General features: G+C 67.0%; 16 protein-coding genes. 11 read left to right on the top strand and 5 right to left on the bottom strand.

Features of this window, described 5'->3' with window-relative positions; translation table 11 throughout:
- Positions 1-2 precede the first annotated feature (2 nt).
- The 3 genes from J2X36_RS07995 (at position 3) to J2X36_RS07985 (ending at position 3,028) form a co-directional block, all read left to right on the top strand.
- Complete coding sequence (locus J2X36_RS07995; protein ID WP_310348051.1) at positions 3-1,013, top strand: WD40 repeat domain-containing protein; 1,011 nt, start codon at positions 3-5, stop codon at positions 1,011-1,013.
- A gap of 72 nt (positions 1,014-1,085) precedes the next feature.
- Positions 1,086-1,610: a DUF2937 family protein gene (locus tag J2X36_RS07990; RefSeq protein WP_310348049.1), complete on the top strand. Its 525-nt coding sequence runs from the start codon at positions 1,086-1,088 to the stop codon at positions 1,608-1,610.
- 170 nt (positions 1,611-1,780) lie between these two features.
- Complete coding sequence (locus J2X36_RS07985; protein ID WP_310348046.1) at positions 1,781-3,028, top strand: peptide ABC transporter permease; 1,248 nt, start codon at positions 1,781-1,783, stop codon at positions 3,026-3,028.
- A 3-nt stretch (positions 3,029-3,031) separates the two neighbouring features.
- Here the strand turns inward: J2X36_RS07985 and J2X36_RS07980 are convergent, their stop codons facing one another.
- The 3 genes from J2X36_RS07980 to argB form a co-directional block, all read right to left on the bottom strand.
- Entirely contained in the window at positions 3,032-3,442 is a 411-nt protein-coding gene (locus tag J2X36_RS07980; RefSeq protein ID WP_310348044.1) for a metallopeptidase family protein, read from the bottom strand.
- Positions 3,439-4,182: a pyrimidine 5'-nucleotidase gene (locus J2X36_RS07975; protein WP_132252993.1), complete on the bottom strand. Its 744-nt coding sequence runs from the start codon at positions 4,180-4,182 to the stop codon at positions 3,439-3,441. Before J2X36_RS07975 ends, J2X36_RS07980 begins: the two co-directional genes overlap by 4 nt.
- Positions 4,183-4,303: 121 nt before the next feature.
- Positions 4,304-5,197 (bottom strand): acetylglutamate kinase, encoded by an 894-nt coding sequence (argB, locus tag J2X36_RS07970; RefSeq protein WP_132252991.1) that lies wholly within the window; start codon positions 5,195-5,197, stop codon positions 4,304-4,306.
- Between the two features lie 365 nt (positions 5,198-5,562).
- Between argB and J2X36_RS07965 the strand changes: the two genes are divergently transcribed.
- Both J2X36_RS07965 and J2X36_RS26840 read left to right on the top strand, forming a co-directional pair.
- On the top strand, positions 5,563-5,772 hold the full coding sequence (locus tag J2X36_RS07965; RefSeq protein ID WP_310348038.1) for a hypothetical protein: 210 nt from the start codon (positions 5,563-5,565) through the stop codon (positions 5,770-5,772).
- 43 nt (positions 5,773-5,815) lie between these two features.
- The gene (locus J2X36_RS26840; protein WP_405029750.1) at positions 5,816-6,196 is read left to right on the top strand and encodes a hypothetical protein; all 381 of its coding nucleotides are present in this window, start codon (positions 5,816-5,818) and stop codon (positions 6,194-6,196) included.
- Between the two features lie 27 nt (positions 6,197-6,223).
- Here J2X36_RS26840 and J2X36_RS07955 read toward each other — a convergent pair whose 3' ends face one another.
- On the bottom strand, positions 6,224-7,000 hold the full coding sequence (locus tag J2X36_RS07955; protein WP_310348035.1) for an MOSC domain-containing protein: 777 nt from the start codon (positions 6,998-7,000) through the stop codon (positions 6,224-6,226).
- A 199-nt stretch (positions 7,001-7,199) separates the two neighbouring features.
- On the opposite strand from J2X36_RS07955, the gene clpB reads away from it, so the two are divergent.
- The 3 genes from clpB to J2X36_RS07940 all read left to right on the top strand — a co-directional run bounded on the left by clpB (position 7,200) and on the right by J2X36_RS07940 (position 11,972).
- Positions 7,200-9,830: an ATP-dependent chaperone ClpB gene (gene clpB / locus J2X36_RS07950; RefSeq protein ID WP_310348033.1), complete on the top strand. Its 2,631-nt coding sequence runs from the start codon at positions 7,200-7,202 to the stop codon at positions 9,828-9,830.
- Between the two features lie 79 nt (positions 9,831-9,909).
- Entirely contained in the window at positions 9,910-10,593 is a 684-nt protein-coding gene (locus tag J2X36_RS07945) for a metallophosphoesterase family protein (RefSeq protein ID WP_310348030.1), read from the top strand.
- A gap of 233 nt (positions 10,594-10,826) precedes the next feature.
- Positions 10,827-11,972, top strand: a complete 1,146-nt coding sequence (locus J2X36_RS07940) for an endo alpha-1,4 polygalactosaminidase (protein WP_310348026.1) — start codon at positions 10,827-10,829, stop codon at positions 11,970-11,972.
- Between the two features lie 25 nt (positions 11,973-11,997).
- Here the strand turns inward: J2X36_RS07940 and J2X36_RS07935 are convergent, their stop codons facing one another.
- Positions 11,998-12,561: a sugar O-acetyltransferase gene (locus tag J2X36_RS07935; RefSeq protein ID WP_310348023.1), complete on the bottom strand. Its 564-nt coding sequence runs from the start codon at positions 12,559-12,561 to the stop codon at positions 11,998-12,000.
- Between the two features lie 367 nt (positions 12,562-12,928).
- Between J2X36_RS07935 and J2X36_RS07930 the strand changes: the two genes are divergently transcribed.
- The 3 genes from J2X36_RS07930 to J2X36_RS07920 all read left to right on the top strand — a co-directional run bounded on the left by J2X36_RS07930 (position 12,929) and on the right by J2X36_RS07920 (position 18,735).
- Positions 12,929-14,884, top strand: coding sequence for an EAL domain-containing protein (locus J2X36_RS07930; protein WP_310348020.1), 1,956 nt, complete (start codon positions 12,929-12,931; stop codon positions 14,882-14,884).
- Positions 14,885-15,003: 119 nt separating this feature from the next.
- Positions 15,004-16,479: a TIGR00366 family protein gene (locus tag J2X36_RS07925; protein WP_310348017.1), complete on the top strand. Its 1,476-nt coding sequence runs from the start codon at positions 15,004-15,006 to the stop codon at positions 16,477-16,479.
- Between the two features lie 348 nt (positions 16,480-16,827).
- Entirely contained in the window at positions 16,828-18,735 is a 1,908-nt protein-coding gene (locus J2X36_RS07920) for an EAL domain-containing protein (protein ID WP_310348014.1), read from the top strand.
- Positions 18,736-18,737 lie beyond the last annotated feature (2 nt).

Genomic DNA, 18,737 nt, shown 5'->3' with positions numbered 1-18,737 from the left:
CCATGTCCGCCACTGCCGCTCCCTCCCTCACGAGCCACGTCGCGCCGATCGAGGCGGGGGCCCACGTGACCGCCGCGCACTGGTTGAAGGACACGCTCGCCCTGTCGCTGGGCGACGGCGGCGTCCTGCTGCACCGGGAGGGTGCGGACGAACGCCTCGCCGCGCATCCGGAGGGCGCCATTCTCTGCGCAGCGGGCGACGCGGCCCGGCTCGTCACGGGAGGCGACGACGGCCGCGTCGTCGAGATCCGCGCCGACGGCCGCCTGACGGAGATCGCCGCCGCCAAGGGGGGTGCCTGGATCGATGCGCTGGCCGTCCATCCGGACGGGGCGGTCGCCTACTCGGCCGGACGACAGGTATCCGCCCGGGACGCCAAGGGCCGCGAGCGCACGTTCCAGGCTCCCTCCAGCGCCCGCGGCCTCGCCTTCGCGCCCAAGGGCTATCGCCTCGCCGTGGCCCACTACAACGGCGCGAGCCTCTGGTACCCGAACCACGAGACGCCGCCCGAGGTGATCGAATGGAAGGGATCGCACATCGACGTCACGTGGTCGCCGGACGGACGTTTCGTGATCACCACGATGCAGGAGAACGCCCTTCACGGCTGGCGCCTCCAGCCCGATCGCGGCCACATGCGCATGTCGGGCTATCCGGGCAAGGTGCGCTCGACCGCGTGGTCGGCGGACGGACACTGGCTCGCCACCAGCGGCGCCGAGGCCGCGATCGTCTGGCCCTTCGATTCGAAGGAGGGGCCGACCGGCAAGGCTCCGCGGGAATGCGGCGTGCGCCCCGCCCGCGTCGCGCGGGTCGCCTTCCACCCGAAGGCGCCCGTCCTCGCCATCGGCTACGAGGACGGCTGCATCCTGCTCGTGCGCTTCACCGACGCCTCGGAGCTTCTGGTACGCCCGGCCGTCAAGGGCAGCGGGATCTCGGCCCTCGCCTGGGACGCGCGCGGCGCACGTCTCGCCTTCGGGTCGGCGGACGGTCAGGCCGGCCTCCTGACACTGCCGGGCTGACGAACGACCGCGTCGGCTGGAACCAGCCGCCGCGCCGTGCTCTTCTCCGGACACGCTTAGAGAGGTGGATTCGTGTTCCGTGTCTTTCGCACGCTGGGGCTCGCCCTCGGGCTCCTCGGAGGCGTCATCGCCGCGCAGGCTCCCGAATTCGCGCAGCAATATGCCCAGCGCCTCGGGGGCGCCGTCGACGAGTTGCGCCGGAGCGTCGAGACCTTCGAATCAGATGCCCGCGCCACCGGCAATAGCCGCGAGGGCGCCGTCGATCGCCTGCGCACCAACCCGGACAGCCTCGTCGCCCGGCGGGGCGAGGCGGCGCGGGCCGATATCCAGCGCCTCGCCCAGCTCAGCGCCCAGCAGCAGGCCCTGCGGGAGGCGACGAGCCCGCTCGGGCGCTTGGCAGCCGTGATCCGCGATCCCGACATGGCGGTCGCCCGAGCGACCTACCAGGATTATCGGCCGGCTGTGCCGACCACGGCCGACGGGATCGTCGCCGGTCTGATCGGCTTCCTCGCAGCCTGGGGCGGATTGAGGGTTCTCTCCGACGTCGGACGACGCGCCATGCGGCGGCGCCCACGGCCCGAGACGTCCGCGGCCTGACCGAGGCGCCTTGCCAAGCGATCAGCGCGGGGGTGGCCTGCACAGCCGGCGGCGGCTGTGACAGTATGTGTTGCCCAGGGTCTACAGCCGCTCGGTTTCGCCTGCTCTAGGAGAGAACGGCACGCGCGGTCGGAGGCCCCCGCGCCGGCTCACGGTCTGTCAGTCGCATCATGTCGCGCGCGTCCAACACCACCGTCGATCCGGCGCTCGATGCGGCGGCCCTCCTGCGTCGCGTCGGCTTCTTCGGCCTTTTCGTGATCATCCCGGTGGTCGCGCAGGTGGGCCGGCGTGCGACGGTCGTCCTGACACCGATCGCGATCGTCCTGCTGATCCTCGCGAGCGCCCTCGACGGGCGGCAGCGCTCGCTGCGCCCGGCCCTCGCCGCTCTCGTGCGCTCGCCCGCCTTCCTGGCCGGGGCCCTCGTGCTCCTCTGGGCGGCTCTGTCGCTCGCCTGGACGCCCTTTCTCGGCTCGGCCGCCGAGCGCGTGCTGAACATCCTGGCCACCATCCTGCTGACCCTCGCCGGCTACCTCGCCCTGCCGGACAGGATGCGCTCCGCCAATCTCTACCTGCTGCCGCTTGGGGTCACGGCGGGCGGCATCGTGGCTGTGATGATCGGCCTGTTCGGCGACAGCTTGGTCCGGAGCGGCGTGGAGGACGATCAGATCCTCGACCGCGGCCTGATCATGCTCTCGCTGCTCGTATGGCCGGCCATCGCTTGGCTGCGCTCGCGCCACCGCGACCGCGAAGCCCTCGTCACCGCGCTGATCGTGGCCGCCGCCATCGCCGCCTCGCCGAAGGCGACGCAGATCATCGCTCTGGCGGTCGGGGCTTGCGCCTTCCTCCTCACGACCGTCAGCCCCCGCGTCGGCGTGGCGCTCACGGCGGCGATCACCGCGGCGCTCCTCGCGCTGGCGCCGCTCATCCCCTTCATCGGCCGGCCGATCGGCGCGACGATCCTGGGATCGGGCAATCTCGGCGTGCTCTCGCTCAAGGCGTGGCAGAAGGTGGTGACGTCGGAACCCGTGCGATTGTTCACCGGCCACGGCTTCGAGACGGCCCTGCGCGGACGCGCCTACAACCTGCTGCCCGGCAATGCCCCCAGCACGATGCTGTTCGAGTTCTGGTACGAGCTCGGGGTGGTCGGCGCTTTCGCGGCGGCCTACGCCCTCTACGCCTCGATCCACCGGATCGGGCAGAACGCTCCGGCGCTGGCCCCGGGCGCGATGGCGGCCATCGCCACCGCCTACACGATCGCCTGCATCGGCATCGGGCTCGCCGTGATGTGGTGGTTCACGACACTGACCGTCGCGATCCTCGTCTTCGTCTCGATCCAGCGGGGCCAGTTCCGCTCGCGCCGGCCGAAGATCAGCCTGCTGCGGCGCATCCGCGAGGATCGCGAGCCCGGCTCGCCCTGAGGCTCAGGGCGCGTCGACGGCCGCCTCGATCGCGTCCATATCCGCGTCCGACAGGCCGAAATGGTGGCCGATCTCGTGGACGAGGACGTGGGTGACGAGGTGCCCGAGGGTCTCGTCGTGCTCGGCCCAGTAGTCGAGGAGGGGCCGCCGGTAGAGCCAAACCATGTTCGGCATCTGCCCCGTCGCGATCTCGCCGGACTGGGCGAGGCCGATCCCCCGAAACAGCCCCAGCAGGTCGAACTCGCTCTCGCAATTCATTTCGGTGATCGTCTCCTCGTCGGGAAAGTCGTCGACGAGGATCTGAATGCCCGCGCAGAGCCTGCGGAACGCCTCCGGCAATCGCTCGTAGGCGGCGAAGGCGAGTTCCTCGATCTCGGCGAGGCTCGGCGCCTTCGCCTCCGCGAGCGCGCTCACGCCGCTCGCCCCGTGCCGTCCGAGGGCAGCACGCGATCGGCCAGGAACCCGGCGAGGTCGTTCGTGATGTAGTCGATGTGCGGCTCCTTGACCGCCTCCTGCTCGAAGCGCTCGCGGAACGGGTCGAGGACCGGCGGCACCACTAAAACCGTCGCCATGCCGAGGTCGTGCGGCACCACGAGATTGCGGGCGATGTCCTCGAAGAGGGCAGAGCGACGCGGATCGACGCCGTGGCGGGTGAGGAAGCGCTCGTAGGTCGTGCGCTCCGGCTTGGGCACGAAGTCGGCCGCCGCGATGTCGAACACGTCCTCGAAATGGTCGAGGATGCCGAGCTTCCCCGCGACGTTCTCCGCATGGCGGCGGGACCCGTTCGTCAGGATCAGCTTGCGGCCGGGCAATCGCTCGATCGCATCGCCGAGGGCGGTATCGAGCTTGATCGAGGAATGGTCGATGTCGTGAGCGAAATCGAGGAAGTCGTGGGGCTCGACGCCATCCTCGATCATCAACGCCTTCAGCGTCGTGCCGTAGCGGTGATAGAAATGCTTCTGCAGGGCCCGGGCGGAGAGACCGTCGAGGCCGTAGAGCCGCATGACGTAGAGCGTGATGCGCTCGTCCACCTGGGGCCAGACCCGCGCATCGCTCGGGTAGAGCGTGTTGTCGAGGTCGAACACCCAGGTATCGACGCCCTCGAATCGTCTGGCGTCGCTGGTGGTGAAGTGGCTGCTGGCCGGAGAGAACAAGGATTTGCGCTTCAGCTTGGGACGCCGCGAGGCGTCGGCCGGGCTCCTTAAGATGGACGCCTTGGCCGCAAAAGGAAAGCGCCCGGGCCGTCCCGGACGCTCCCAAGCCGGTGCGACCGGATCAATTCCGGCGGATCAGGGTTCCCGCCCCGTAATCTGTGAACAGTTCCAGCAGCACCGCATGGTTCACCTTGCCGTCGAGGATGACCACCGCCTCGACCCCCTGATCGATCGCATAGATGCAGGTCTCGACCTTCGGGATCATGCCGCCCGTGATCGTCCCGTCGGCGATGAGGCGCCGGCAATCCTCCACCGTCAGTTCGGGGATCAGGTTCTTGTCCTTGTCGAGGACGCCGGGCACGTCGGTCAGCAGAAGGAGGCGCTTCGCCCTCAGAGCGCCGGCGATGGCGCCCGAGAAGGTGTCGGCGTTGACATTGTAGGTCAGGCCGTCGGCCCCGTAGGCGACGGGAGCGAGCACCGGGATCAGTTCCGCCTTCAGCACCGCATCGAGGACGCCGCGCTCGACGTGCTCCGGCTCGCCGACGAGGCCGAGATCGAGGGCCTTCTCCTCCTGGCTCTCCGGATCCTTCATGGTCCGCATCGCTCGCTTGGCGCGGACCATGTTGCCATCCTTACCGCACAGGCCGATGGCCCGCCCGCCCTCCGCGGAGATCCAGCCCACGATCTGCTTGTTGATCGAGCCGGCCAGGACCATCTCGACGACCTCGACGGTGGCCTCGTCGGTGACGCGCAAGCCCCCGCGGAACTCGGACTGGATGCCCAGGCGCTCCAGCATCCGGCCGATCTGAGGGCCGCCGCCATGCACCACGATCGGCTTCAGGCCGGATTGCTCGAGAAGCACGACGTCCTCGGCGAAATCCTCCGCCGCCGCCCGGTCGCCCATGGCGTGGCCGCCATACTTGATGACCACGATCTCCTGATCGTAGCGCTGCATGTGCGGCAGGGCCTGAGCCAGAACTTCGGCACGCACGTGCACGTTCGGCAGATCGGTCATCGGTGCCTCTGAAACCGTTGGAAGAGGGACGGCGGACGCGCGCGGGCTTCTACATGACGCGGGGCGCCCTGCGAAGCCTGCGGCGCGCGAATCGATCGGCCACGAATCACGAGACGGCGAGCGGCTCGGCGTCTCCGGCCTGGTGGGCAGCATCCCACGTGGCGCAACGTGAGTGCGAGAGCCGCCGAAGTTCGACAAGCCTGCGCTGTATCTGTATCGGCGCGATCCCAGGGCTCTACTGACCTGAAGCAGAATTAGTGATCAAAAGTTGTATCTTTATGGAGCGGAACCGGGTTTTCGAACCGTAAACGACTTGTTAACCATGTCGGTGAATTCTGACGGAGCCGAACAGGACCAATTCTCCGATGTTGAACGCCGATCCGCTTGTCGCCCGCCCTGTTTTGACGAACGCGAACCTGCTCTCGACCGCTGTCGAGGGCATCCGCCTGAAAGCGGCGAGTTCCGCGGAGATCTGGCACCTCTTAACGCAGAACTTCACCGTCGACCTCGACGCCGTGGCCGCGCTGATCCCCTCGGAGGATCCGGAGCCGGCATGGCTGACCGTGCGGGACTGAGGTCCGGAAAGGCCGGCCCTCCCTGAGCGGGCCGCATCGGACGTTGCAGACACCGACGTGGCACCAGGCGTGCTTCGTCGGTCAACGAGAACAGAGAGGACACGCCGAGGCAACAATCACGCGGCGGCTCGAACGCCAGAGCACCACCGCGGACCTTCTCGTCATCGCGATCAAGGGGTCCGTCATGCCTGAATTGCTCTCCGTCGCGCTCGTCTGCGCCGGCACACTGCTCGCCCGGGACTGCTCCCGCGAGACCGCCCTCGACGTCATCGTCACCCCCGCCCGCACGCCGATGGAGTGCCTGCTGCAGGCCCAGACGATTGCCGCCGCAGCCGGGCTCCCGGGTGGCGATCAGCGATATCTCAAGATCAGCTGCGAGCGTCGCCACGCAGATCCCGTGCGGACCGCGGGCCGCGCCTCATGAGCGGCGCAAGACAGGGGAGGGCGCGCCTCACCCGGTCATTGTGAGCGCGTCGCCGACCCGCAGCGTTCCGCCTGCGACGACCTCGGCATAGACACCGCAATCGCGGTGGCCGAGGTGCCGGTCCAGGCTCCAGGGAATCTCCACGTCGCGCTCCCCGGTCGCGGGGTCGACGTTCGTCGCCGCGCAACGCTCGGTGCGCTTCGTCAGCCGGAGGCGCAAGCCGTCCGGTCCTTCGAGGACCGCACCGACCATCCCGAGTTCGGCCCAGGGCTCCAGGCCTGTCACGAACAGGTTGCCGCGGAAGCGCAGCGGGTCGACCGGCCGGCCCACCATCGCCTCGACGGCGCCCACGCTCGCGAGATTGATGAGGGAGACGAATCCGGTCCGAGAATCGGTGAAGCGGTACTGCTCCGGCGCTGTCAGCACCCTTGGCTCGCCGCGCAAAGCGCCCGGCATGAAGCGACGCAGAAAATCCTCCAGGACCGCGCGCCCCTGCACGGTCGAGAGATCCGCGCACAAGCGCTCGCCGCCGCCCTCGACATGGAGCGTCGCCGTGGCGTCGTCGTAGCGTGTCCGAAGCTGTGCCAGGGCCTCGTCGCGCATCAACATCAAGTACTTGATCTTCGGCAGGTGGCGCGGCGCCACCGCGTTGAACCCGGAAGGCCCGTTCTCGATCGCGTAGAGGCGGTCGCCCGGGAAGTATCCGCTCGTCTCCAGGCTCGCCGCATCGAGCGCTTCCGGACTGAACCCCTTCACCGGGTAGCGGTAGAGGGCGGAGAGGTGGAGGGTCGGACGCTGAGCCATGTGCGAAGCGTGACCCTGAAATTCTCCGGCGCGCAAGTCCCGGCCGAACCCTTGTGGTGCCGAATTGCAACACCACATCCCGGAGACCGGCGGCCCAGTGGCGCTGGGGCCCTCTGCGGCATGAGCCGGAGGGCGGCGTTTCGGCGAGGCCGTGCCGCGGGGCGGGCGGCGGATCGCCGGTACGGGGAGGTGCAGACACGTGAATTTCGAGAAGTACACCGAGCGCGCCCGCGGCTTCGTCCAGGCGGCGCAGAACCTCGCGATGCGCGAGGGACATCCTCAATTGCAGCCCGGCCACCTGCTCAAGGTGCTGCTCGACGACCCCGAGGGCCTGTGCTCGGGCCTGATCGACCGGGCCGGCGGCCAGTCCCGCGTGGCGCTCGCGCAGGTCGAGGCGTGGCTGAACAAGCAGCCCAAGGTCTCGGGCAATGCGGCGCCCCCGCAGGCGACGCGAGAACTCGTGCGCCTGTTCGACACCGCCGAAAAGGCCGCCGAGAAGGCGGGCGACTCGTACGTGACGGTGGAGCGCCTGCTCCTCGCGCTGGCAGTGGAGAAGGACACGGAGGCCGGCCGCGCGCTCGCCGCCGCGGGCGTCACCGCAGCTTCGCTCAACGCGGCGATCAACGCGCTGCGCAAGGGCCGGACCGCCGACAACGCGAGCGCCGAGAACGCCTACGACGCACTCAAGAAGTACGCCCGCGACCTGACCGAGGCGGCCCGCGAGGGTAAGCTCGACCCCGTGATCGGCCGGGACGAGGAGATCCGCCGCACGATTCAGGTCCTGTCCCGGCGCACCAAGAACAACCCGGTCCTGATCGGTGAGCCCGGCGTCGGCAAGACGGCGATCGTGGAGGGCTTGGCGCTTCGCATCGTCAACGGCGACGTGCCGGAATCCCTACGCGATAAGTCGCTGCTGGCCCTCGACATGGGCGCGCTGATCGCGGGCGCGAAGTATCGCGGCGAGTTCGAGGAGCGGCTGAAGGGCGTGCTCTCCGAGGTCACGGCCGCGGAGGGCGGCATCATCCTGTTCATCGACGAGATGCACACCCTAGTCGGCGCCGGCAAGGCGGATGGGGCGATGGACGCCTCCAACCTCCTGAAGCCCGCGCTCGCCCGCGGCGAATTGCACTGTGTCGGCGCCACCACCCTCGACGAGTACCGCAAGCATGTCGAGAAGGATGCGGCCCTGGCGCGGCGCTTCCAGCCCGTCTTCGTGTCCGAGCCGACCGTCGAGGACACGATCTCGATCCTGCGCGGCATCAAGGAGAAGTACGAGCAGCACCACGGCGTCCGCATCCAGGACTCGGCGCTGGTGGCGGCCGCGACGCTCTCGAACCGCTACATCACGGACCGCTTCCTGCCCGACAAGGCGATCGACCTCGTCGACGAGGCTGGCTCGCGCCTGCGCATGCAGGTCGACTCGAAGCCCGAGGAACTCGACAACATTGACCGCGAGATCGTGCGGCTGAAGATCGAGGCGGAAGCGCTGAAGAAGGAATCGGATTCCGCCTCCCGCGACCGTCTCCAACGGCTGGAGAAGGAGCTCGGCGACCTTGAGGAGCAATCCGCCGCGATCACCGCGCGCTGGAAGGCGGAGAAGGACAAGCTCGGCGCCGCGGCCGACTTGAAGCGCAAGCTCGACGAGGCCCGAACCGACCTCGCCAACGCCCAGCGCCAGGGCCAATACCAGCGCGCAGGCGAACTCGCCTACGGCGTGATACCGGGGCTGGAGAAGCAGCTCGCCGAGATCGAGGCGCAGGCCGAGAGCGCGGTGGCGCGTGACGGGATGATGGAGGAGGCGGTGACGCCGACCCACATCGCCGGCGTCGTCTCCCGCTGGACCGGCGTGCCCGTCGACAAGATGCTCGAGGGCGAGCGCGAGAAGCTCCTGGCCATGGAGGAGGCCCTGTCGAAGCGAGTCGTCGGCCAGCGCGAGGCGGTCGAGGCCGTCGCCACGGCGGTCCGCCGGGCGCGCGCCGGCCTGCAGGACCCGAACCGGCCGATCGGATCGTTCATGTTCCTCGGGCCGACGGGCGTCGGCAAGACGGAGCTGACCAAGGCGCTCGCCGGCTTCCTGTTCGACGACGATACGGCGCTCGTGCGCATCGACATGTCGGAATACATGGAGAAGCACGCCGTCGCCCGGCTCATCGGCGCGCCCCCGGGCTATGTCGGCTACGAGGAGGGTGGAGCTCTGACCGAGGCCGTGCGCCGGCGTCCCTATCAGGTCGTCCTGTTCGACGAGGTCGAGAAGGCCCATCCGGACGTGTTCAACGTGCTCCTCCAAGTGCTCGACGACGGGCGGCTCACGGACGGGCAGGGGCGGACGGTCGACTTCCGCAACACGCTCCTCATCATGACCTCGAATCTCGGGGCCGAGTATCTCGTGAACCAGCCCGAGGGGCAGGACACCGATGCGGTGCGCGACGAGGTGATGGGCGTGGTGCGCAGCCACTTCCGGCCGGAATTCCTGAACCGGGTCGACGAGATCATCCTGTTCCACCGCCTCAAGCGGTCGGAGATGGGCGCGATCGTCGACATCCAGCTCGCCCGGCTCGGACGCCTGCTCGAGGAGCGCAATATTACCCTCGACGTCGACCAGGAGGCCCGCACCTGGCTCGCCGACAAGGGCTACGACCCGGCCTACGGGGCGCGACCCTTGAAGCGGGTGATCCAGAAGAACGTGCAGGATCCGCTCGCCGAGCTGATCCTGTCCGGCAAGGTGCATGACGGCGAGACGGTGCCGGTGCATGTCGGTCCCATGGGCCTGATGCTCGGCGACACCACCGTCGGCGCTGAGCGGCGCCCGGCGAATGCCACGTTGAATTGAGCCGACGATGTGCCCCGGCGATCCTCAGTGGATCGCCGGGGCTTTTCTTTGTGCGCCCGCGCGGGAACAGTGTGGGGCGATGACCGACGCTCTCACCTACGCCATCGGCGACATCCACGGCTGCTGCGAATTGCTCGAGGCCCTCCTGGCAAAGATCGAGGCGCACCGGGCAGGCCGGCCCCACCACCTCGTCTTCCTCGGGGACTACATCGACCGCGGTCCGGACAGCGCGGGCGTGATCCGGATGGTCAGGCGCCTTCACTGGAACGATCCGGAGCGGGTGACCTGCCTCCTCGGCAATCACGAAGCGATGCTGCTCGCCTGCCTGCACACCCCGGGCGCCACCGAGCATTGGCTTCGCAATGGCGGGGGTGAGACGCTCGCCTCGTTCGGCCTCGACGCGATCGAGGATTTTCCGGGCGACGTGCTCGACTGGATCGAGACCCTTCCGAGCGTGCACGAGGATGAACAGCGCTGGTATGTCCATGCGGGCTTCCGGCCCGGCTGCACGCCGCCCGATCCCGACATCCAGAACCGGATCTGGATCCGTGAACCCTTCCTGTCCCAGGATTTCGATTTCGGCCGGCACGTCGTGCATGGGCATACGCCCTTGTCATCGGGCCAGCCGGACGTGCAGCGCCACCGGACGAACCTCGACACGGCTGCAGTCTACGGCGGCGCGTTGACAGCAGGCGTGTTCACCGATCGGCAGGGCCCGGCCGTGGATTTCCTCAGCGCCACCGCGCGCCGGTACAAGGGATGATGTCCTGACCGGCTCTCGGATTGATGAGCCTGGCCGTCCGATGAGGCGGAACCCGAGCAATTGCGGATAACCTGCTCTCAGCCAAGGTATTTCACTCGGCTCACTCGCAGACATTTCAGCAAATCTTCTCAGTCCGAATGAGTACCGTTGATCACAGATGTTTGCTGTGCCGCCGTTTCGCCACAATTGATTCTTGTAAAGCGCGCCCTTCATTTGTTATTAACGAGGATTAAATGCCGAAGACTGGCCTCTATCTTCTGCAGGGCATCTCGCCCGCGCAAGTCGCAGCCTCGCCCTTCGACGTTCGCGTGATCGACGCCTACGACGAGGACGGCACGCTGTGGACGCGGGATCAGGTGACGCAGATGGGAGGCGGTTCGGCCGACCCGCACCTGTTGCTGGGCTATTTCAGCATCGGCGAAGCGGAGACATACCGCGACTATTTCAAGACGATTCCGGCCTCGGCGCTCGGACCGGAGAATCCTCAATGGAAGGGAAACTTCGAGGTTGCGTACTGGACGGATGCCTGGAGGCAGGTCGCGACGACGTACGTCGATAACCTCGTTAAGGCAGGCTACGATGGCGCCTATTTCGATGTCGTCGACGAGTATCAGACCGCCTGGGCGAAGAGCCACGTCGCCGACCCGGCTCAGGCAATGGCCGACCTCGTGAAATACCTAGCCGATCATGCGCGGGCTCAGAATCCGAATTTCAAGATCTGGGTGAACAACGCGGAAGAACTTCTGACGAACGACACCTACTTCAATGCCATAGACGGCATGTTCAAGGAAAATCTCTACTACACCGATTCCGGCCAAAAGCAGCCCTCAGACGAGACCGCCCACAGCCTCGGGCTGATGAACAAGATGCTCGCCGCCGGAAAGGACGTCATCGCGATCGAGTACGTCAGCGGTTCGGACAAGGTCGCCGATGTTCACGCCCAGGCCGACCGCGACGGGCTCGGCAGCTACGTGGCCCATCTCGACCTCGACGGCATCGACTACGAGGGTGTCCGACCCGGCGTCGGCGCGCCCACCAACCCTGCCGAGCCGGCATCCCCTGCGCCGGCGGATCCGGTCACGGGGCCTGATGCGCCGATTGCCGGGACGCCACCCACGCCCGCTCCCGAAGACGGGACCGAGCGCGGCACTGACGAACGCCCGGGCGCTCATCACCACCGGCATGACGGTCATTCCGGCGGTGAGGATCCGCTGGCGAGCCTCGACGATTCCTTCGTCTTCCGCGGCTCCGACGAGGCTTGCGGCTCCGGGCGCGGTTCGCATCGATCGGGAGAGGTCGATGCCGGCCTCGACCCGATGGGCCTCTACCTGCAGCATGGCTGGGGCGGCCACCATCACGGCCACCACGACGCCGCCTGACCGCGGCGTCTGCCCGACAGCGAGGTCAGGCAGAACGGGGCGCCACGGCGCGGGCGGGATTGCCGACCACCGTGGCCCCCACCGGCACGTCGCGCGCGACCACGCTGCCGGCTCCGATGATCGCGTCATCGCCGACGGTGACGCCGGGAAGGATGATCGCCCCGCCGCCGATCCAGACGTTGCGCCCGATGCTGATCGGCCGCCCGAACTCAAGGCCGGACCGCCGGACCTCCGGATCGCGCGGATGGTCCGCGGTCAGGATCTGCACGAGCGGCCCGATCTGGGTGCCATCGCCGATCCGAACGGAGACGACGTCGAGGATCACGCAGTTGAAGTTGAGGAAGACGCCGGTGCCGAGCGCGACATTGTAGCCGTAATCGCAGAAGAAGGGCGGCCGGATCACCGCATCCGGCCCCACCTCGGCGAGGCGCTCGGCGAGCAACCGCCGCCGGTCCGACGCCGGGAGACCGAGCGAGGCATTGTAGCGCACGAGCCAAGCCCGGGTCTGCGCAAGATCGGCCTGAAGCTCAGGACATCCCGCGTGATAGAGATCACCCGCGAGCATCTTCTCTTTCTCGGTCCGACTCATCGCGCTCCCCGCCTCGCCGCCCTTCCGCAGGGCTTCACCACTCCCATCGCACGGGCACCACACGATCTGAAGCGCGCTCGCGGATCGGTGATATTTCGAGGCTGGGGGACATAAACTGCGGCTGGCGCGCGGATCTGAAATCCCTGACTTCACGCGCCGTCAGCGCCCCGGCAGATTGAAGCAAATTCCGCCACATCATCCGATCGCCTCGGCGAGTGCGCTGTCAGATTCGATAGCGATGAGCATAATCTGCTCGAAAGCAGATTGACTCACCTCGTGTCGATCAAGCGGGCCTTCACGCGTTGAATGCTAAACGTCAACACGGCGCGCTGAGAATGCTGTCCAGAGCAGTCACGAGACGACAAGCATGCGACATCTCGTTACTTTCCTCAGCCTGTTCCGGATAGCGCCCGATCGTCCGGACCTGCACATCGCGCAGATCAAGTCCGTCAGCCGACAGGCGCCGCTCTTCTTCGGCATCATGACCCTCAACGCCGCGCTGCTCGTCTACACGCATGCCGGTGTCGCGCCGGCGTATCTCACCTACCTCCCGATGGCGGTCGTGGGATCCGTGTCCGTCATCCGGTGTCGGGCCTATCATCGGCTCTCGAAGGCCACGCTCGATGCGGCGGTCGCCTACCGGCAGTTGCGCATGCTCAACGCGATGGTCGTTGTGCTGCTGGTCTCGCTCCTGATCTGGTGCCTCGCATTGATGAGCTTCGGCGACGTCTACACGCGCATGCACGTGATGTTCTTCGTCGTGTTCGGGATCATGGCCTGCGTCTTCGGCCTGCTGCATGTCCGCTCGGCGGCGCTGATGGCCGTGACGATCGCACTCCCGGCGAGCCTGTACTTCTTCGCGACGGGCAACGGGACGCTGCGCGCCATCGCGGTCGCGTTCCTCGCGCTTGCTGTCACGACCTCCTATCTCGTCTTCGTGTATCATCGGGTCTTCACCTCGCTGGTGCAGCAGACGAGCGAACTTCGGCGGCTCAGCGACGACAATCTGCGCCTCGCCAACGTCGACCTCCTCACGAACCTCCCGAACCGCCGCAGCTTCTTCTCGAAGTTGCAGGCTGTTCTGGGCGAACGGAAGGAAAGCGGCTTCGAGGTCCAGGTCGGCCTGATCGACCTCGACGGGTTCAAGCCCGTCAACGACACCTACGGACATCCGGCAGGGGACGCGCTGCTTCGCGAGATCGGCAGCCGCCTGCACGCGTTCTGCGACGAGCATGTCTTCCTGGCGCGCCTCGGCGGCGACGAATTCGGTATCGTCGTCGCGGCACCCAACGGGTGCGTACCGTCCGCCGAACTGGGAGCATCGCTCGCGGCAGCCCTGTCGCAGCCGATCCGCCTCGCCAAGGGCGTCGTCCATGTCGGTGCGACGATCGGCTTCGCGGCGGCGCTCGCCCACGAGGACAAGCCCGACCGCATCATCGAGCGGGCCGACAGCGCGCTCTACCATGCCAAGGCGAATGCCCGCGGATCGACGATCGTGTTCACGCAGGATCTCGACCAAGCCCTGCGGCGACGAGACCTGATCGTGCAGGGCCTGCGCCAGGCGGACTTGGAGGCGGAACTCCTTGTCCTGATGCAGCCGATGGTGGACGTGGTGCGCAACCGGGTGGTCGCCTTCGAGGCCCTTGCGCGCTGGCACAGCCCGTTTCTCGGACTGGTCTCGCCCTCGGAGTTCATCCCGGTGGCCGAATCCTCGGACCTGATTCAACCGATCACCGAACTCCTCCTTCGGAAGGCGCTGGCCCCGGTATCCCTCTGGCCCCTTGATATCGGGCTCTCCTTCAACCTGTCGGCGCGCGACATCATCTCGCCCCATCTCGTGCGCCGGATGGGGCGCATCATCGCCGAGAGCGGCGTCACACCGGAGCGCATCACCTTCGAGGTGACGGAAACCGCGCTCATTGGTGACTTCGAGCAGGCCAAAGCGAACCTTGAGGGCTTGAAGGCGATCGGTTGCCGCATCGCGCTCGACGATTTCGGCACCGGCTTCTCAAGCCTCAGCTACGTTCATCGCCTGCCCCTCGACAGGCTCAAGATCGACCGATCCTTCACGAGCGAGATGGAGAGCGTCCCGGTCTGCCAGGACATCGTGGAAACGATGCTGCTCATGAGCCGCAATCTCGGCCTCGGCTGCGTGGCCGAGGGTGTGGAGAGCGCGGGGCAGATGGCTCTCCTGCGGTCTCTCGGCTGCGAGACCATGCAGGGCTTCTACTTCCACAGGCCGATGCCGATCGAGCGCGTGGCCGGGTTCCTGGAGCGCTTCGCCGATTCCGCCCTCGTCCCGGGAACCGCCTGCGCCGCATGAGCGGCGGATTGTCAGGGGATCCGGCGCCGCCGGTCGCGGCGGCGCTTGAGGCGCGGCCCGGCCTCCGCGAGAGTGGCGCCGTGGGCCCGATCCTGACTCGAGCCCGGACGAGGCGCTCGATGCAGAACCAGACGACAGAGAGCGGACAGATCGCACCGCACCCACCCGGCGCGCCGGCCACCGGCCGCGAGGAGGGCCGCTTGGCGCAGCTCGGCATCCGCTTCACGGCGTGGGCCGAGCGTTGGTTTCCGGACGCTTTCATCTTCGTCGCCATCGCCGTCGTGATCGTGGCACTCGGCGCCCTGCTCAACGGCGCCCCGACGATGGCGGTCGCCAAGAGCTTCGGCGACGGATTCTGGAGCCTGATCCCCTTCACCATGCAGATGGTCTTCGTCACGATCGGCGGATATGTCGTGGCGACCTCGCCACCCGTTCAGGCCCTGATCGACCGCCTCGCTCGCCTCCCCAGGTCGGGGCGCGGCGCCGTGGGCTTCGTCGCGGCCGCCACCATGCTCTCCTCGTTCCTCAGCTGGGGCCTGAGCCTGATCTTCGGCGGCCTCCTCGCCCGCGCGCTGGCGCGGCGCACGGACCTGCGCATGGACTACCGAGCGGCGGGTGCTGCGGCCTATCTCGGCCTCGGTGCCACCTGGGCCCTCGGTCTCAGTTCCTCGGCCGCGCAGCTCCAGGCGAACCCGGCGAGCTTGCCGAAGGCGCTCCTCGCCATCACCGGCGTTATCCCGTTCAGCGAGACGATCTTTCTCTGGCAATCCATGCTGGTCGCGCTGATCCTCTTCGTCATCTCGGTGGCCATCGCCTACGTGTCGGCCCCCGGTCCGGCGAACGCGGTGACCGCCGAGGATCTGAACGTCGATGTCGCCAAGGAGGGCGACGATCTCGGCCGTCCGAAACAGCCGGGCGAATGGCTGGAGCACGCGCCGCTCCTCACCGTGCTCCTCGTCGCCATCGCGGCGGGCTGGATCGTTCAGGAATTCGCGCGGCAATCCTGGATTACCGCGATCTCGAACCTGAACACCTACAACCTCCTGTTCCTGACGCTCGGCTTGCTGCTGCACTGGCGCCCGAAGAGGTTCTTGGTTGCGGTCGCGCGTTCCGTGCCCGCCACCGCCGGCATCCTGATCCAGTACCCGCTCTACGCGGCGATCAGCGCCATGCTGACCGGCGCCAAGAACAGTGCCGGTGTCTCGACGTCGGACGTCATCTCCCACGCCTTCGTCAGCCTGAACACCACCGGAAGCTTTCCGCTCTCGATGGGCGTCTATTCGGCGGTGCTGGGCTTCTTCGTCCCCTCGGGCGGCGGCAAGTGGCTGCTCGAAGCGCCCTACGTGATGCAGGCGGCCAACGAGCTGAAGGTCCATCTCGGATGGGCGGTGATGGTCTACAATGCCGCCGAAGCCCTGCCCAACCTGATCAATCCGTTCTGGATGCTGCCCCTGGTAGGGATCCTCGGCCTCAAGGCGCGGGATATCGTCGGCTTCAGCTTCCTGCAACTGCTGATCCATTTGCCGGTGGTGTTGTTCCTCCTCTGGGCGCTCGCCTTCACGCTGACCTATCACCCGCCGGTGATTCCCGGCTGACCTGTACCGCAGATCGCGGGTAAACCTGCTCGGCGGATGTCCTCTAAGGATGCCGACAGATCGCGGCCGATCTCACCACGTCAGATCGGCCGCATGACGCTCGCAATCAACCTCTGATTTCAGCAGCACAGCAGGTGCGATGACCAGCATTGCGAAGATCAGGTATCTTTAAACATTTAATGTTCTGAGACTAGCATTCCGAGAGAGATACCTTTCCTACGGATATTCATTGTTCCTTGTCAGTTCAGTGCGACCGTCGATCAAACTACCGTACTTGATCGGTCGATGGCATTGGCGAAGATGGCCTTATCACCCCATGAGACCGTCCCGGCAGCGACCGAGACCACGTTGCGCGTCAGGCTCGCGCAGGCGAGGGCACTCTCGAAAAATGCGCCCTTCTTCTACGCGGTGCACAGCTGCAACGCCCTCTTTCTCAGCTACGCCTATCTGGACGTTGCTCCGTTCTGGCTGACCGCAGGCCCGCTCGCCGTCCTGCTCCTCGCCTTCACCCTCCGGAGCGGCCGTCATCTGCAGCTCGCCCGACGCGAAACCAGGCCGGCGACGGCGAACCGGCAGATCATCAAGGTCAACCTGCTGACCGGCCTTCTCGTGCTGGCGACCTGCGCGTGGAGCTTCAGCCTCGCCCCCTACGGAACTCCGGAATTGCGGATGCTGGGGCTGTTCTACGACGCATTCACGATCATCCTGTGCGCGGTCAGCCTCATGCACGTACGCTCGGCGGGGTTCACTGCCCTTTCGGGCCTCGTTCCCGTCTCCATCGCCTCCATGGCCATCGGAAGCGACACGATGCAGGCGGCGGCGGTCACCTTTCTGGTCAGCGGCGTGGCGGTCCTGTACCTCATCCTGCTGTACTCGAAGAGCTTCCATCGATTGGTCGGGCAGCATGGCGAGCTGAAACGTGTCAGTGCGGAGGCACGAAATCTAGCTCGGCTCGACCTTCTGACGAGCCTGCCGAACCGGCGCAGCTTCTTCGCGGATCTCGAGGCTATCGTCGCGTCGGCTGCTCCCGATGCCGAGATTCACCTCGCGGTCATCGACATCGACGGCTTCAAGACCGTCAACGAGATGTACGGCCACGCGGTCGGGGATGAGATCCTCCGGGAGGCCGCGCTCCGGCTCGTCGGCATTTGCGGCGCCCCGCACACCCTCGGTCGCCTCGGCGGCGACGAATTCGGCCTGATCTTCGGGCTCGGACTGAGCGGAGACGAGGCGTTCGCACGCTGCACAGAGATCGAAGAGGAATTGCGGGCGCCCTTCCTTTTGCCGGATAGGATCGTCCGTATCGGCGTCTCGATCGGACTCGCGAGCGCGCAGGTTGCGAGCAGCGATGCGGCTCATCTTCACGAGCAGGTCCACTACGCCCTCCGCGAAGCCAAGCTCGATCCGCGAGCAAGCTGCCAGCGTTTCACCCGCGAGCAGGAGGAACGAATGAGCCGCGCGAATCGTGTGGCGGCAGCCCTGCGGAACGCGGATTTCCGGCGCGAGCTGAGCCTTGTCTTCCAGCCGGTGATCGATGCGGAGCGCGATGGCATCATCGCCTTCGAGGCTCTCGCCCGGTGGACCAGCCCGGAGATCGGGGCAATCTCACCCGTCGAGTTCGTGACAGCCGCCGAGAAGACCAGCCTCATCGGCTTGATGACCGACGTGCTGCTGACCAAAGCTCTGGAGGCTGCCGCGACATGGCCGCCGACCGTGCACCTCTACTTCAACCTGTCAGCGCGCGACATCACGATGCCGGATTTCGCCGTTCGGGTCGCCGACATCGTCCGTGCGAGCGGCGTCACACCTGGCCGGATCGCCTTCGAGGTGACCGAGACGGCGATCATCGGAGACTTCGCAGCCGCGAAGCAGACCTTGGACGCCCTCAAGGAACTCGGGGTGTCGATCGCCCTCGACGATTTCGGCACGGGCTTCTCCAGCCTAAGCTACGTTCACCGGCTGCCGATCGACAAGCTGAAGATCGACCGGTCCTTCACGAGCGAGATCCTGACGAACCGCACCTGCCGCGACATCGTGCGGTCGGTGATCGGACTGTGCCAGCAACTCGGGATCGACTGCGTTGCGGAAGGCGTGGAGACCCACACGCAGATGATGCTGCTCGGTCGCCTCGGCTGCCGCAGCATGCAAGGCTTCTACTTCGCGAAGCCGATGCCCGCCGAGGAGGCGGCCTGCCTCGCGCGGACACCGCGCGCCCCCGGCTCCGGAGTGCGCACCGAAGTCATCCCGGCGGCCTGATC

The organism is Methylobacterium sp. BE186 (genome assembly GCF_031457035.1).
Classification (GTDB): Bacteria; Pseudomonadota; Alphaproteobacteria; order Rhizobiales; family Beijerinckiaceae; genus Methylobacterium; species Methylobacterium segetis.
The sequence above is the reverse complement of the archived record's forward strand: the minus strand, read 5'-3'. Positions and strand labels throughout refer to the sequence as shown.